The sequence below is a fragment of the Oryzihumus leptocrescens genome, from assembly GCF_006716205.1.
Classification (GTDB): domain Bacteria; phylum Actinomycetota; class Actinomycetes; order Actinomycetales; family Dermatophilaceae; genus Oryzihumus; species Oryzihumus leptocrescens.
Map to the genome: position 1 here is coordinate 1,452,748 of NZ_VFOQ01000001.1, position 13,618 is coordinate 1,466,365.

The 13,618-nt window shown below is 72.7% G+C and carries 14 protein-coding genes; 6 read left to right on the forward strand and 8 right to left on the reverse strand.

Annotated features, from left to right (window positions below; translation table 11 throughout):
* Positions 1–40 precede the first annotated feature (40 nt).
* Positions 41–1,531, reverse strand: coding sequence for a DUF2252 domain-containing protein (locus FB474_RS06930; RefSeq protein WP_141787975.1), 1,491 nt, complete (start codon positions 1,529–1,531; stop codon positions 41–43).
* 112 nt (positions 1,532–1,643) lie between these two features.
* Between FB474_RS06930 and FB474_RS06935 the strand changes: the two genes are divergently transcribed.
* Genes FB474_RS06935 through FB474_RS06945 form a run of 3 tightly spaced genes read left to right on the forward strand, consistent with a single transcriptional unit; the run spans position 1,644 to position 3,446 of the window.
* Positions 1,644–2,078 (forward strand): DUF6325 family protein, encoded by a 435-nt coding sequence (locus FB474_RS06935; RefSeq protein WP_141787976.1) that lies wholly within the window; start codon positions 1,644–1,646, stop codon positions 2,076–2,078.
* A 1-nt stretch (position 2,079) separates the two neighbouring features.
* Positions 2,080–2,400 carry an SHOCT domain-containing protein gene (locus FB474_RS06940; RefSeq protein WP_141787977.1) on the forward strand — a complete coding sequence of 107 codons (321 nt, stop codon included), beginning with the start codon at positions 2,080–2,082 and terminating at the stop codon, positions 2,398–2,400.
* Positions 2,401–2,405: 5 nt separating this feature from the next.
* Positions 2,406–3,446, forward strand: a complete 1,041-nt coding sequence (locus tag FB474_RS06945) for a YihY/virulence factor BrkB family protein (protein ID WP_141787978.1) — start codon at positions 2,406–2,408, stop codon at positions 3,444–3,446.
* 1 nt (position 3,447) lies between these two features.
* Here FB474_RS06945 and FB474_RS06950 read toward each other — a convergent pair whose 3' ends face one another.
* Positions 3,448–4,320, reverse strand: coding sequence for an alpha/beta fold hydrolase (locus tag FB474_RS06950; RefSeq protein ID WP_141787979.1), 873 nt, complete (start codon positions 4,318–4,320; stop codon positions 3,448–3,450).
* A 393-nt stretch (positions 4,321–4,713) separates the two neighbouring features.
* Here FB474_RS06950 and FB474_RS06955 point away from each other — a divergent pair, with 393 nt between their 5' ends.
* Complete coding sequence (locus tag FB474_RS06955; protein ID WP_141787980.1) at positions 4,714–5,694, forward strand: serine/threonine-protein kinase; 981 nt, start codon at positions 4,714–4,716, stop codon at positions 5,692–5,694.
* Positions 5,695–5,790: 96 nt separating this feature from the next.
* On the forward strand, positions 5,791–6,309 hold the full coding sequence (locus tag FB474_RS06960; RefSeq protein ID WP_141787981.1) for a hypothetical protein: 519 nt from the start codon (positions 5,791–5,793) through the stop codon (positions 6,307–6,309).
* 49 nt (positions 6,310–6,358) lie between these two features.
* Here the strand turns inward: FB474_RS06960 and FB474_RS20685 are convergent, their stop codons facing one another.
* The 5 genes from FB474_RS20685 to FB474_RS06985 form a co-directional block, all read right to left on the reverse strand.
* Positions 6,359–6,820: an SRPBCC family protein gene (locus tag FB474_RS20685; RefSeq protein ID WP_185746073.1), complete on the reverse strand. Its 462-nt coding sequence runs from the start codon at positions 6,818–6,820 to the stop codon at positions 6,359–6,361.
* Positions 6,817–7,545: a hypothetical protein gene (locus tag FB474_RS06970; protein ID WP_141787983.1), complete on the reverse strand. Its 729-nt coding sequence runs from the start codon at positions 7,543–7,545 to the stop codon at positions 6,817–6,819. The genes FB474_RS20685 and FB474_RS06970 overlap by 4 nt, the downstream gene beginning before the upstream one ends.
* Complete coding sequence (locus FB474_RS06975; RefSeq protein WP_141787984.1) at positions 7,542–8,285, reverse strand: class I SAM-dependent methyltransferase; 744 nt, start codon at positions 8,283–8,285, stop codon at positions 7,542–7,544. The genes FB474_RS06970 and FB474_RS06975 overlap by 4 nt, the downstream gene beginning before the upstream one ends.
* A gap of 66 nt (positions 8,286–8,351) precedes the next feature.
* Positions 8,352–8,750 carry a DUF1622 domain-containing protein gene (locus tag FB474_RS06980; RefSeq protein ID WP_141787985.1) on the reverse strand — a complete coding sequence of 133 codons (399 nt, stop codon included), beginning with the start codon at positions 8,748–8,750 and terminating at the stop codon, positions 8,352–8,354.
* Positions 8,751–8,778: 28 nt separating this feature from the next.
* Positions 8,779–10,263 (reverse strand): MFS transporter, encoded by a 1,485-nt coding sequence (locus FB474_RS06985; RefSeq protein WP_141787986.1) that lies wholly within the window; start codon positions 10,261–10,263, stop codon positions 8,779–8,781.
* An 86-nt stretch (positions 10,264–10,349) separates the two neighbouring features.
* On the opposite strand from FB474_RS06985, the gene FB474_RS06990 reads away from it, so the two are divergent.
* Complete coding sequence (locus tag FB474_RS06990) at positions 10,350–12,083, forward strand: SulP family inorganic anion transporter (RefSeq protein ID WP_141787987.1); 1,734 nt, start codon at positions 10,350–10,352, stop codon at positions 12,081–12,083.
* A gap of 24 nt (positions 12,084–12,107) precedes the next feature.
* On the opposite strand, the gene FB474_RS06995 is transcribed toward FB474_RS06990, so the two are convergent.
* Complete coding sequence (locus FB474_RS06995; RefSeq protein WP_141787988.1) at positions 12,108–13,616, reverse strand: CYTH and CHAD domain-containing protein; 1,509 nt, start codon at positions 13,614–13,616, stop codon at positions 12,108–12,110.
* Positions 13,617–13,618: the final 2 nt, after the last annotated feature.

Sequence of the window (13,618 nt, forward strand, 5' to 3'; positions counted from 1 at the left end):
CCGGGTCGCAGCGCCCGGGGGGCCAGATGGTCCGAAGGTGTCAGATCCCGCGCATCGTCTTGATCCGCCCCGCACGCTCGGCTTCCTCCAGCGCGTGGAAGTCGGCCTCGTTCTGGTCGGCGTACGACTCGGCGAAGTCGGCCACCGCCTGGGCGAACCGGTCGCTGCTGCCGAGGTAGGCGGCGATGCCGATCCGGTCCCCGGAGCGGGCGTGGGCGCGGGCCAGGGTCCAGCCGCACATCTGGGCGTAGGCGCGCATCCCGGAGGGGACCATCCGCTCCACGTCGGCCGATCCCTTGCCGTCGCGCAGCTGGCGTACGTAGAAGTCGCGGTTCTGCGCGTCGATGCCCACCACCGTCCCGGTCCCGAGGAAGATGTCCGACGAGGCCTGCATGAGGTGCTGGCCCGAGACGACGCGGTAGCCCTGGTTGCCGTAGGTCGGCCCGTTCAGGTACGGCTCCAGCACCGACGGCTGGGCCTCCTTGGCCTGGAGGAACAGGGGGTCGCGGTCGTCGCGGCCGAGCATGAGGATCACCCAGGCGCGGGTGCCGACGCTGCCCACCCCGACGACCTTGCGCGCGACCTGCACCATGCGGAACTGGTCCAGCAGGACGCGCCGGTCCGGTTGGAGGGTGTCGCGGTAGCCGGCGATGACGACCCGCAGCGCGGCATACAGGTTGTCCGCGGGCTCCCCGGGGACGAGCTCCTCGATCGGCACCAGCACGGGCGGGTCGCTGATGATCCGGCGTTGCCCGTCGACCATCGTGGTCAGCTTGCTGAACGCCTGCAGGTTGTCCTTGGTGCGCGCCTTGGCGACGTTCTCCTGGGCCCGCGCGAGCTGCTTGGCGCTGATCTGGTCGCTGTACTGCGTCATGAACTGGTCGACGTCCAGGCTGGCGTACCAGACGGCCAGGTTGGGCTGGCCGGCGAACTCGCGCATCGCCGTGCGGTAGGCCTCGGTGGCGTCGACGCACACCATGCGACGCTTCTTGGCGCTGAAGCCGTTGTCCCGGCCCGCGACCGCGAGGCTGGCCACGAGCCGCTTGACGTCCCACTCCCACGGGCCGGGGTAGGTCTCGTCGAAGTCGTTGACGTCGAAGACCATCCGCCGCTCCGGGGACGCATAGACGCCGAAGTTGGACAGGTGCGCGTCACCGCAGGCCTGCACGTCGAACCCGGAGGCCGGTGTCCTCGCGAGGTCGGCTGCCATGACCAGCGCCGCGCCGCGGTAGAACGTGAACGGCGAGACCAGCATCCGGCCGTAGCGCACGGGCACCAGCTCGGGCACCCGGCTGCCGGCCTGTCCCTCCAGCAGGGTCACCGGGTCGAGCCGGCCCGACCCCGTGCCGGGGTCGGCGTGGCTCTCCAGGGGCACCCGCTTGCGCGCGTCCTTGCCGCGGGCGGAGCGGTCCGCCGGGCTCAGGTACTCCGGCGCGACCTGCGCGGGCGGTCCCGGCGAGGGCGGCGTCCCCGGTGCCGGCGAGGGGGCGGTGGTGGTGGACACGGCAGGGGTGGGTGTGGTCGCGGTCATGCCCTCCAGCGTGTCGCTGGAGGGCGGTCGGCGGTTCATCCGCCGCGGGGGATTCAGCGCGCGGGCGGGGGCCGTGGAATGCAGGAACACGGCCAACGAAACGGAGTCAGCCATGGAAACCGGTCCCGTAGACCTGCTCATCGTGGAGTTCCCCGGCAACAACTTCCGGGGAGAGATCGCCCCTGCCCTGCGCGAGCTCGTCGTCGACGGGATCGTGCGTGTCCTGGACCTGCTGTTCGTCTACAAGGACGAGAACGGCGAGGTGGGCTCGGTCGAGCTGGCGGGCCTCGGCCCGGACCTCCAGCCCGCGTTCGCCGACCTCGACGGCCAGCTCGGTGGCGGGCTCCTCGACGCCGAGGACGTCGCCCAGGTCGGCGCCGCCCTGGACAACAACAGCTCGGCCGCCCTCATCGTCTGGGAGAACACCTGGGCCGAGCGGTTCGTCACGGCGATGCGACGCGCCGACGCACGGGTCGTCGACCAGGTCCGGATCCCTGCCGAGACCGTGTCCAAGGCGCTCGAGTCCTACCAGCAGCAGGCGGGCTGACATGGGCCTGATCCGTGGCGTGGCGCGCACCGCGGTCGTCGCGGGCACCGCCTCCGCCGTCGCCGGCCGGGTGCAGCGTCGCCAGCAGCGCAAGTGGGCGTCCCAGGACGCCGCTGCCGCGCCCCCGCAGGAGGCGCCGCCGGACCAGCAGCAGGGGTATGCCGAGCCGCCGCCTCCCGCACCGGCGCCAGCCCCCGAGGCCGCAGCGTCAGGCGGTACGGACCTGGTCGCGCAGCTGCAGCAGCTCGAGCAGCTGCACCAGCAGGGCGCCGTGAACGACGAGGAGTTCGCCGCGGCGAAGGCCAAGCTGCTCGGCGGGTGACTCGCGTGGCTGCGTCCGTCCCCGGCCAGCAGCCCGTCCCCGGCCAGCCGCCGGCGTCCGGGGAGCCGCCGACGCCCAGCGACGCCGTTCCTCCTGCTCCCGCCGTGGGTGCAGCGCCGGGGTCCGGCGGAGGTGCCGTGCCGACGACTCCCCGGCTGAGCACCCATGTGCCGCAACGGTTGCCGGCCCGTGCCCGGGCCCTGGTCGAACGCGTCGACCACGCGCTGGAGAAGGCGGAGGCCACCACCGCCGGGCGGGTGCGCCGGCGGGCCCTGGAGATGGACCTGGTCCACCAGGCCATGGTCCTCGCGGCCCTGGCGATGATGCTGCTCATCCCCGCGCTGATCACCCTGTCGGCGCTGGTGCCGCTCGGTGACAGCCACGGGGTCGCGACCACCGTGACCCGGCGGCTGGGCCTGAGCGCGCAGGCGGCCCACGACGTGCAGCTCCTGTTCGGCGGACCCGGGGTCAAGCGCACCAGCACGAGCTACATCGGGGCGCTGGTGACGCTGGTGTCCGCATACACGTGGCCGGCGGCCCTGCAGAAGGGGTACGAGATCGCCTGGCAGCTGCCCGGCCGCGGGGTGCGTGACCTGTGGCGTCCCCTCGTCTGGCTCGCCACGATGCTCGGGGCTGCCACGCTGGTGGTGGTGCTCGGGGGCAGCTCGGAGCACGGCGTCAGCCGGGTGTGGCTGCTGCCCCTGGGCCTGACGCCGGTCGTGTTCGCGTGGGCCTGGTGGACGCAGCACCTGCTGCTCGGCGGGAGGGTGGGGTGGCGGCCGCTGCTGACCGGCGCCGCGACGATCACCGTCGGCCTCTACGGCCTGCGCGCGTTCGCCGCGGTGTCCCTGTCGGACTCGATCACCTACAACTTCGACAGATACGGCCCGATCGGCATCGTGTTCATGCTGCTGTCGTGGTTCATCGGCTTCAGCGTCGTCATGCTCGGCGGGGCGGTGGTCGGCCAGGAGTGGTGGTCGGCGCGCCAGCGCCGGTTGGAGGCCCGCCGCGCTGCGCGCGCGGACCAGGCGGACCAACGGCCCTGATTCAGTCCTGTGCGTCCAGGACCTGGCGCAGGGTCGCCGCGAAGGCGTCGGGTTCACCCCTCATGCCGTGCTCGCCGCCGAGGAACCCGGCGTGGTGGCTGGGGAAGGCGACGGGTGATGTCCCGAGGCGTTCGGCGACGGCCAGGGCGGCCCGGTGGGCCAGCTCGCCCTCGGACCCGGTGCCGGCGGCGACGACGACGCGGGTCGATGCTGAGCGGAGCGCGTCGAAGTCGTGCTGGTGGCGCAGGCAGGAGACGATGTTCTGTCCGACCAGGGGGTCGTCCCGGGTGCCGTCGTCCTCGCTGGGCAGCCCGAAGGCGGCCGGGTCGGGCGCGGGCCGCTCGGCGAAGTCGGCCGGGACCGGGCCCTGCAGGCCGACGAGGGTGATGAACTTGGCCATGGCCGGGCCGAGGCCGCTGCGCTCGTAGGTCTGGTGGATGTCCACGGCGGCGGCCAGGGCCTCCTCGCGGTCTGGGAGCTCCTGCGCGGCCGGCGGCTCGTGGGCGACGAGGGTCCGGACCTGTTCGGGGTGCCGGGCCACGAGGACCAGCGCGTTGACGGCGCCTCCACTAGTGGCAAAGAGGTCCACCGGTCCCGAGCCCAGGGCCGAGATGAGCCGGTGCAGGTCGTCGGCATGCTCCTCGGGCGTGGTCTCGGTGGCGTCGTCGGTGCGTCGGCTGCGCCCGGCACCTCGCGGGTCGTAGGTCACGACGGTGCGGTCGGTGAAGTGGCCGGCCAGGGTGACGAACCCGGAGGCGGTCATCGGGGAGCCGATCAGCAGCAGCACCGGCGCGTTGCTGGAGTCGTTGCCGCGGACGTCGTAGTGCAGGAGGGCGCCGGGCGCGTCCAGGGTGTGGGTCGTCGGTTCGCTCATCGTGGCTCCCGGAGAGTGGTGTCCCTCGTCCAACGCACGGCGAGCGTATGTCTCACCGGTGCCGACGGCCAGCGTCACCCTGATGACCACCGCCCTGGCCCGTGCGCTGCCCGTAGGGTTCGAGCGTGCGGAACGACGAGCGGGTTCCGGAGGCGTATCCGTGGCCGACACCGGTCGCCCACTTCGCGGTCTGGCACTGCGAGCTGCCTCCCGACTGCGACGTGGACGGCGGGTGGCTGGATGTCGGGGAAGCCAGACCGCTGGTGGGAGAACGCCACTGGTGGCCAGTCGCATCGCACCTCATGGGCCGCGAGGAGTAGGTCGCCCCGCGGCACCCCCGGACGGGACGCAGAAGGTCCTGGCCTGGATTACGCTACGTCAGAGGTCTCAGCCATGTCGTGGGACGTGCACCTCGTCTCGACGGAGGTGCGCAGGGTCATGCAGCGCTTGCACAACGGGTTCCTCATGGGCGGGCGGTACCTCTTGGGGGACCGTCTGGCCTCGGGCGGCATGGCCGACGTCTGGTCCGGCATGGACACCGTGCTGCAGCGGCGGGTCGCCGTGAAGGTGATGCGTCCGGACATTGGGCACGAGAAGCTCTTCGCCCTCCGCTTCCGGGACGAGGCCCTGCACTCGGCACGGCTGCTGCACGCCAACATCGCCACCGTCTTCGACTACGGCGAGGAGGACGAGCTGGCCTACCTCGTGATGGAGCTCGTGGACGGCCAGCCCCTGTCCACGGTGCTGCGCGAGCGCGGCCCGCTCTCGCACACCGAGGTCCGCTCCGTCATGGGGCAGGCAGCCCTGGCCCTCGGTGTCGCCCACGAGGCGCGGGTCGTGCACCGCGACGTCAAGCCGGCCAACATGATGCTTCGCCCCGACGGGTTGGTGAAGCTCACGGACTTCGGCATCGCCAGGGCGCTGGACGCGTCCGGGCACACGCGGCAGGGCGAGCTCCTCGGCACGCCGAACTACATCAGCCCCGAGCAGGTGATGGGCCAGCCGGCCAGCGGGGCCAGTGACCTCTACGCCCTCGGTGTGGTGGCGCACGAGATGCTCACCGGGCGCCGCCCGTTCGAGCGCGAGACCCCTCTCGCCATCGCCATGTGCCACGTCCAGGAACCCCCGCCGCCCCTGCCGGAGGGCGTGCCGGAGGACCTCGCCCTGGTGATCGAGGACTGCCTGGCCAAGGACCCGGCGCACCGGCCGCCGAACGCGCGTGCCGTCGCGCTGCGGCTCGGGCTGGGGGACAACGAGACCATGGGTCTCGGCCTCGGCGTCGCGTGGTACGTCGGTGCCACGCCGTCGGGCAGCGACGCCACCATCCCGCAGGCGGCCAGGAACATCGACACCGTGGCGCTGGAGCAGCCCTGACGCCGGCCACGTCGGCGCGACGGGGCGGAACGCCGGTGGTGACCGGATCTAGCCGATGCGCGGTCCTCAGGTCGGATGACTGACTAGCCTCCTCACATGTTCCGACGCCGCGAGAAGGCACCGCCTGCCCAGGACGCGCCACCAGCTCCTGCCGAGGTGTTCCTGGGCCTGCGGAGCCAGGTCATGAACCTCGACCCTGACGAGATCGGGCTCGGGCCGGCGACGGGGTCGTCAGGAGCGTGGGGGTGCCTGGTGGAGACGGGCTACCCCCACGGCACCGCTTCCCTCGTCTGCCTGCGTGACGGGACGACGAGCCTCTACACCAGCTCGGGTTTCGGGATCATCGGTGGAGGAGGTCACGACGCGGTGCGGCACGAGAACGCCCGGCTCCTGGCCGTCCTCGGCGAGCACCTGCCCGAGATGACGCCCAGCACCGACCAGTCGCTGCCTCTCGAGGGGCGAACCGTGATCCGGGCGCTGACCACGGATGGGCCACGCCTCTTCGAGGAGTCCGAGCGCGTCCTCGGCGAGGGACGCAGCGCCCTGTCTCCCGTCTTTCACGCTGCCCATGCGGTCATCACCCAGCTGAGGCTGATCGAGCAACAGGGGCGGTGAACACCGATCCGGCTCGAGGATGAGGGTGCCCCGGCTGCGTCCCAGAGGATCACGAACCTACGCCTGCCAGCGCCCGCTGGCGGAACCCCACGACCGCCATCTCCACCACCCGGTCGTGTCCCCAGCGCATGAGCGGGTAGGCCACGAGCGCCGCGACGCGCAACGGGGTGCTCCTCATGTCCAGCCACCACACCGCCTCGACCCTGGTACCGCCGTCGACGGGTTCGAGCCGGAACGCGGCGAAGCCCCGCACGTCGCCGTCGACCGTCGCCTCGACCACGTGCGGCCGCACGCACCTCTCCAGCCTGATGTCCAGGCGCAGCCAGTACGGGACCGGCGGGATGACCGTGCCGTGCAGGGCGTTCCCGGCGACCAGCCCGTCGGCCTCCGCCCCGAAGTCCTGCAGCCAGGCCCACCAGGACTCGAACTGGTCGAACTGCTCGATGACCTCCCACAGCTCGCCGGGCCGGACCGGGAACCAGAATGCCCCGCGGTACTCGATCCGGTTCACAGCCGGCTCGCCACCATCGCCGCAGCCAGCATGACGAGGCCGCCCGCCACCGCGCGCAGGGCGCCCTCAAGCGGCCCGAGCAGGACGTTCCTGTCGACGTCGACCTGCCCGCCGTCCAGGTAGACGATGCGCCCGTGCACGGCCTGGGTGCGCCGCCGGAGGGTGCGCGCCGGCAGGCTCAGCGCCCGCTGCCCGAGGGAGAGGAAGAACGCTGCCGCGGCGGCCAGCACCGCTGCAGTGCCAAGTCGGAAGTCCTGCGCGTAGTAGCCGGTCAGCACCGGGAACGCGCCCCAGCCCAGCGCGAAACCCACACCGTTGTGCAGGATCCCGCGGCCCAGCTCGAGGTTGTAAGCCAGGACCAGCACGGCGCCGACCACGACGAACGGCAGCAACCGCAGCCCGCCGTACAGCAGCCCGGCCACGACCGCCGCGGCGATACTCACGCCGGCAGCGCTCACCAACGCAGCGGCCGGGATACCCGTCTGCAGCGGACGTCCGGCCAGCTCGTCCAGCGCGTGGGCCCCGACCCCGACCGCGAGGAAGAACGCGGCCAGCGTGCCGCCGAGTCGCCACGCCGTGAAGTGCGGGGCGAGTGCGGCCCCGATCGCGACGTAGGACAGGTGCCAGGCGGTGTACGGCGGGTGCAGCAGCGTCACCCAGTCCCGCACCCCGCCCGTGCCCGCCCCGCCCGCGTAGAACGCCGGCCGGTCCACCGCGCGGGTCACGGCCCGGCCCCCTTCGTACCCCACATCACCAGGCCACCGCCGCGGCTCATCAGCTGCCAGCCGACATCGCGGAAGCCGGCCTGCTCCCAGGCACGGACATGCCAGTCGAGTGGGTACTGCCGGTAGTGGGCGGGAATGCTCTGGCTCAGGAACCTGCCCACCCGCCACCACGCGTTGCCTCCAGCCACCCAACCGGCCACGGGCAGCACCGCAGACACGTAGAGACGCCACGCCGCGTGCCAGCCGGCCGCCGGTGGGACGAAGAACTCCAGGCTCGCCATCGTCCCGCCCGGCCGCAGGCAGCGCGCCATCTCGGCGATGGCCTCCGCCGGCTCGTCGACGTAGCGCAGGAGGTACGAGAAGCAGACCGCGTCGAAGCACGCGTCGGGGAAGGGCAGCTGCTCGGCCCGGCCGGCGACCAGCACCACCTCGCCCGTGCGGTCGGCTGCCTCGACGTTGCGCCGACCTCGTCGCAGCATCGGCTCGTTGAGGTCGACGCCGACGACGGTGGCCCCCGTGCGACGAGCCACGGCCAGCGCCACCCCCGCCGGCCCGGTGGCCACATCCAGGACGCTGCGCGGCTGCGCCCCCGCGACCCGGTCGACGACGGAGCGGCGCCAACGGCGGTCCTGCCCGAACGACAGCAGCCAGCTCAGCCGGTCGTACCGGGGTGGCAGGCCGGCGAACACCTCGCGCGCCGCCCGGTTGCCGGGCGAGCCGGTGGTTCGCGGCGTCGTCATGCACCTCACCCAAGCGCCTGCACCCCCGGCGCTCAAGGGACCATGCTCCCTCGGTGGTCGGCGGTGCTAGCCGGCGTCACGCGAGCGCCGCTGGGCCTGCGCGATCCGCGTCGCGCCGCTGACCTGCCAGCGCCGCCACGGCGGGACCCCCTCGATCTCGGTCTCGAGCGCGAAGCTGAGGAAGGTGCGGATCAGCACCAGCAGGCCCAGGTTCGTCAAGTCCTGCAGGTTCGGCTGGAGCGCGACCGTGCGCAGCAGGTCGGCCGCCACGAGCACCTCCAGCGCCAGCAGGAGGACCCCACCGAGGGACTCGCGCAGCAGCCGGTATGCCGTGCGCCCCTCCCGGGTGCGCCGCCACACCCCCCAGGACAGGACGGCGGACCAGACCAGGCCGATCGCGAGTACGGCGGCGGCGACGACCTCGAACGCCCTGACCAGGTCGTCCACCACGGCCGTGAAGCTCATCGCGCTGACCGCCCCGGTGACCGGGGACTCAGGGAGTCGCCGGTTGCGCGGACTCGGCCGGGGCCGCGGTCGCGTGGCCCTTGGGGATGAGGATCGCCGTGACGAAGCCGATGGCCGCGATGACGATCATGATGATCAGTGACAGGGCGAAGTCCCGGTTGCCCGGGAGGACCTCGGCGGCGAGCACCGAGCCGGCCAGGGCCACGCCGAGCGAGGACCCGAGGTTCGACACGCTGCGCGAGACCCCGGAGATGTCGCCCTGGTCCTTCTCCGGGAACGCCGACTGCACCACGTTGACCGACGACGTGAGCATGACGCCGATGCCGGCGCCGACGATGAACAGGCCGGGCACGAACGACCAGACGCTGGAGTCCGCGCGCCCGAACGCCAGGACCAGGAGCAGCCCGATCACGGTGGCCGCGAAGCCGCGGCGGATCAGGAACCGCTGCGAGCGCCGCTTGGCCAGCCGTTCTGCGGCTGCGGCCAGCAGCAGCACCCCGATGGTGGTCGGGGTGAGCATGAGCCCGGTCTGGACCGCACTGTAGTGGCGCACGTCCTGCATGAAGACCGAGATGACGAAGAAGGAGCCCTGCATCGTCAGCCACTGGATGTTCTGGGTCACCAGGCCCAGGTTGGAGGTCTTGTTGTGGAAGAGCCGGATCGCCACGAGCGGGTCGTGGCCCTTCTTCTCCGTCGAGCGGATGTGCAGGAAGAACCAGGCCAGGAAGATCGCGCCGATCGCGATGAACAGCCACACCGGCGAGATCCCGCCCTTGGGGATGATCACGGTGCTGCCGATGGTGAAGTCCTGGCGCGAGCTGAACCAGCCGTAGGTCGAGGACTGCAGGATGCCGTAGACGACGAAGAACAGGCCCGCGGCGGACAGGACGGCGCCGCCGAGGTCGAAGTGCGGGGCCGCACCCACACGCGGGGGGTCGTCGATCTTGCGGGCCAGGATCGCCACGACGGCCACGATGAGCACCTGCAGGATGAACGAGGCCCGCCAGCTGATGGCACTGGTGATCAGGCCACCGATGAGGGGTCCGGCGGCGGCGCCCAGCCCCGCTGCGCCGCTGATCATGCCGAAGTACTTGGCCCGGGTCTTGGTGTCGGTGAACAGGACAGTGACCAGGATGTAGATCGGCGGGATGAGCAGCGCGGAGCCCACACCCTCCAGCAGCGAGTAGCCGAAGATCATCAACGGCAGGCCCTGGGCCAGCGAGGCCAGCAGGGCCCCGGTGCCGTAAATCGCCAGTCCCCACATGAAGCAGACCTTGCGGCCCCAGATGTCGGTGAGCTTGCTGCCCGGGATCATCAGCGACGCCATGGTCAGCGTGAACAGCGTGATCGTCGTCTGCATCCCGACGACCGTGGTGCCGATGTCGTCGGCGATGGTGGTGATCGCGACGTTCATGTTGCTGCCGGCGTAGCTGCAGACGAACTGCGCCAGCGCGAGGGGGAGGACCACTGATCCCGCGGCGGCCACCGCCGGCCGGGCTGCTGCGCTCGTCATCCCGCCATGGTCGGCGTGGGCGCCGCCACCCGTCGTCATCCAGCCCGGATGATCCACCACCCTCGGCCGGTGGGCACGCTGGGAGCGTGGCATCGCGCGGCGGCGTCGCCTCCGTCCTCCCCGGGATCGTCGACCTCCGGGGCTACCAGCGTGTCTGGCTGCGCGGCGACGTGCTCGCGGGGGTGACCGTCGCGGCATACCTGATCCCGCAGGTGATGGCGTACGCCGGCGTCGCGGGGCTGCCGCCCGTCGCGGGCCTGTGGGCGATCGTGCCTGCGATGGCCGCCTACGTGCTGTTCGGCTCCAGCCGCCAGCTGTCGGTGGGCCCGGAGTCGACCACCGCGCTGATGGCCGCGACCGTGGTCGCCCCCCTGGCCGGGGGCAACCCCGCGCGGTATGCCGTGCTGGCCGCCGGGCTGGCGATGGTGGTGGGGGCGTTCTGCGTGCTGGCGTGGCTGGCGCGGCTGGGGTTCGTCGCCGACCTGCTCTCCAAGCCGGTGCTCGTGGGGTACATGGCCGGGGTCGCGATGATCATGATCGTCGGCCAGCTGGAGAAGGTGACCGGCATCCCGGTCGAGGGCGACACGATGGTCCAGCAGCTGCGCTCGTTCCTGGGCGGGCTCGACCAGGTGAAGTGGCCCACGGTCCTCCTGTCGGTCGCCGTGCTGGCCCTGCTCTTTGTGCTGCAACGCTTCCCGCGGCTGCCGGGGCCGCTGATCGCCGTGCTGCTGGCCGCGCTGGCGGTGCCGGTGTTCGACCTCAGCGCCTACGGCATCACGGTGGTCGGCGAGATCCCCGGCGGCCTGCCGCGGCCCCAGCTGCCGGACCTGCAGGCCGGTGACCTGCAGGCGCTGCTGCTGGCTGCGGTCGGCGTCGCGGTGGTCGGCTACACCGACAACGTGTTGACCGCGCGGGCCTTCGCCGACCGCGGCGGCTACGAGGTGGACGCCAACCAGGAGCTGCTGGCGCTGGGCGCCGCGAACGTGGGGGCCGGTCTGATGCAAGGCTTCCCGGTGAGCAGCAGCGGCAGCCGCACCGCCCTCGGCGACACCGCGGGGAGCCGGACCCAGCTCTACACCCTGGTGGCGCTGGCCGGGGTGCTGTTGGTGCTCCTCGTCGGCGGGGGAGTGCTGGCCAGCTTCCCCAACGCCGCGCTGGGCGCGCTGATCATCTACGCCGCGACGCGGCTGGTTGACCTGCCCGAGTTCCGCCGCATCGCGCGGTTCCGGCGCAGCGAGCTGGTCCTGGCGCTGGTCACGTTCGTCGGCGTGCTGGTCTTCGACATCCTCTACGGCGTGCTCATCGCCGTGGCGGTCTCGGCGGCCGACCTGTTGCGTCGGGTCGCCCGCCCGCACGACGCGGTGCTGGGGCAGGTCGAGGGGCTGGCCGGGATGCACGACGTCGACGACTACCCGACGGCCACGACCATCCCCGGCCTGGTCGTCTACCGCTACGACTCGCCGCTGTTCTTCGCCAACGCCGAGGACTTCAAGACCCGGGCGCTGGAGGCGGCGGACGCGGCGGTCGACCTGCGCTGGTTCGTGCTCAACGTCGAGGCCAACGTCGAGGTCGATATCACCGCGCTGGACGCCGTGGAGCAGCTGCGCGCCGAGATGGAGCGCCGCGGGGTGGTGTTCGCGATGGCGCGGGTCAAGCAGGACCTGCGCGAGGAGCTGCGGGCGTTCGGGCTGGCCCAGAGCGTGGGGGAGGAACACCTCTACCCGACCCTGCCGACGGCCGTCGCGGCCTACCAGGGGTGGGCCAGTGAGCACCGGACGCCCGCGGCGGCCGACCCGGAGCCGCCGGCCCCGGCGGCCTGACCCGGCCCGGGCCGGGGGCCGCGCTCAGCCCAGCGCCGCCAGCGCCTGCCGGTATGCCGTCTCCTGGGTCGCGGTCAGCGCCTCCTCGTGCGCGTGCAGGCGCCCGTAGGTGAAGGCGCTCTCCCCGTGGGCGGTGGCCGAGGCGGCCAGGTCGAGCAGCAGGGCCCGGCAGACGACCCCGTCCTGGTGCTCGCCGAGCACGTCCTGCAGCGCCTTGGCCCGGCGGGCCAGCTTCGTCATCGGCTTGCCCAGCGCGGGCCCGGCGGTCTCGGCGGCGTAGCGCAGCCGCTTGGCGGCCTTGCGCACCTCGTGCAGCGCCAGGTCCCGCTGCTCGCGGTCGCCGGCCCGTTCCGCGCGGCGGGCGGCCCGGAGCAGCCGCCGGCGGTTGCGCTCCAGCAGGGTGTCGATGACCTTGCCGGCCGGCTTGTCCGCGCGGGCGGTGAGCGGGGCGCCCACGAGGGCGTCGAGGGCGTCCAGCAGCCGGAAGTAGCGCTCCTGGTCCAGCAGCGTGAGCCCCTCCCGCAGCCCGGCGACGAAGCGCTCGGTGAGCTCCGCGGCGATGCGCTCCCCGACCGGACCCACGACCAGGTGCTCGGGCTCCTGCTCGAGCAGGCTGGCCAGGCGCGCCTGCATCACCTGCGTGTCCCGGGCGGTGTTGAGCCCCAGGCCGAGCCACTGCAGCTCGTCGCGGACCGACTGGGCCGCATCGGGGTCGCGCAGCAGCGGGCGGTAGGTGGCCAGGGTGGAGCGCAGCCGCCGGCTGGCGATCCGCAGCTGGTGCACCGAGTCACCCGCACCGCGGCGGACCGCGGCGTCCTGGGTCTTGAGCGCCTCCACCTGCGTGGTCAGGGCCAGGCGCAGCACGTCGCCGGCGGGGGACCGCCGCGAGAGCCGGGCCGGGGGCGGCGGCTCGGGGGCACCCTCGCCCAGCGAGCGGGCCAGCTTGCTGCCGCTGCCCGACCGGGTCGCCCCGGCCGCGCCGACCACCTCGTCCAGGGCGTCCCACAGCTCCCGACCCCCGTTGTCGGTGAGCTCGACCTCCCACTCGCGCCACGAGCTGGTCCCGGACTCCGCGCGCAGCGGCGTGGCCGTCACCTGGTCGTCGACGAGCCAGGCGAGCAGCGCACCACCGTCGCCGATGAGGCGGTGCACCTGGCGGATGGTGCTGATGCGCACCAGCGGCGTGACGGGGTGGTCGCGCACGTGGGCGCGGACCCGGTCCAGCAGCTCCTCTGGGACCGGCTCGTCCGCCGGGCCCAGGGGGACGTGGACCTCCTGGCGTTCCTCCCGCGTCACCGGCAGCTTCAGGGTCCAGCCGGCGTCGTGGCCGCCCGTGCGCCGGCGCAGCGTGACCTTGTGGGCCGCCAGGTCCAGCCCGGCCGTGTCGACGTAGGTCGCCTCGAGGCGCTCCTCGGCCGGCCCCTCCACGACCGCCACGCCCGGCAGCTGCGCGAGCGCCCGCCGGTCCGGCAGCGCGACGTGCGCGTCCACGTCGTACTTCCGCTCGACCTCGGCGTGGACGGAAGGAGCCATGG

Bases quoted from the DNA above. Each gene is read 5' to 3' on its own strand.
- FB474_RS06975 (WP_141787984.1), bottom strand. From the start codon at position 8,285: ATGACGACGCCGCGAACCACCGGCTCGCCCGGCAACCGGGCGGCGCGC.
- FB474_RS06980 (WP_141787985.1), bottom strand. From the start codon at position 8,750: ATGAGCTTCACGGCCGTGGTGGACGACCTGGTCAGGGCGTTCGAGGTC.
- FB474_RS06930 (WP_141787975.1), bottom strand. From the start codon at position 1,531: ATGACCGCGACCACACCCACCCCTGCCGTGTCCACCACCACCGCCCCC.
- FB474_RS06985 (WP_141787986.1), bottom strand. From the start codon at position 10,263: ATGACGAGCGCAGCAGCCCGGCCGGCGGTGGCCGCCGCGGGATCAGTG.
- FB474_RS06960 (WP_141787981.1), top strand. From the start codon at position 5,791: ATGTTCCGACGCCGCGAGAAGGCACCGCCTGCCCAGGACGCGCCACCA.
- FB474_RS06950 (WP_141787979.1), bottom strand. From the start codon at position 4,320: ATGAGCGAACCGACGACCCACACCCTGGACGCGCCCGGCGCCCTCCTG.
- FB474_RS06935 (WP_141787976.1), top strand. From the start codon at position 1,644: ATGGAAACCGGTCCCGTAGACCTGCTCATCGTGGAGTTCCCCGGCAAC.
- FB474_RS06940 (WP_141787977.1), top strand. From the start codon at position 2,080: ATGGGCCTGATCCGTGGCGTGGCGCGCACCGCGGTCGTCGCGGGCACC.
- FB474_RS06995 (WP_141787988.1), bottom strand. From the start codon at position 13,616: ATGGCTCCTTCCGTCCACGCCGAGGTCGAGCGGAAGTACGACGTGGAC.
- FB474_RS06955 (WP_141787980.1), top strand. From the start codon at position 4,714: ATGTCGTGGGACGTGCACCTCGTCTCGACGGAGGTGCGCAGGGTCATG.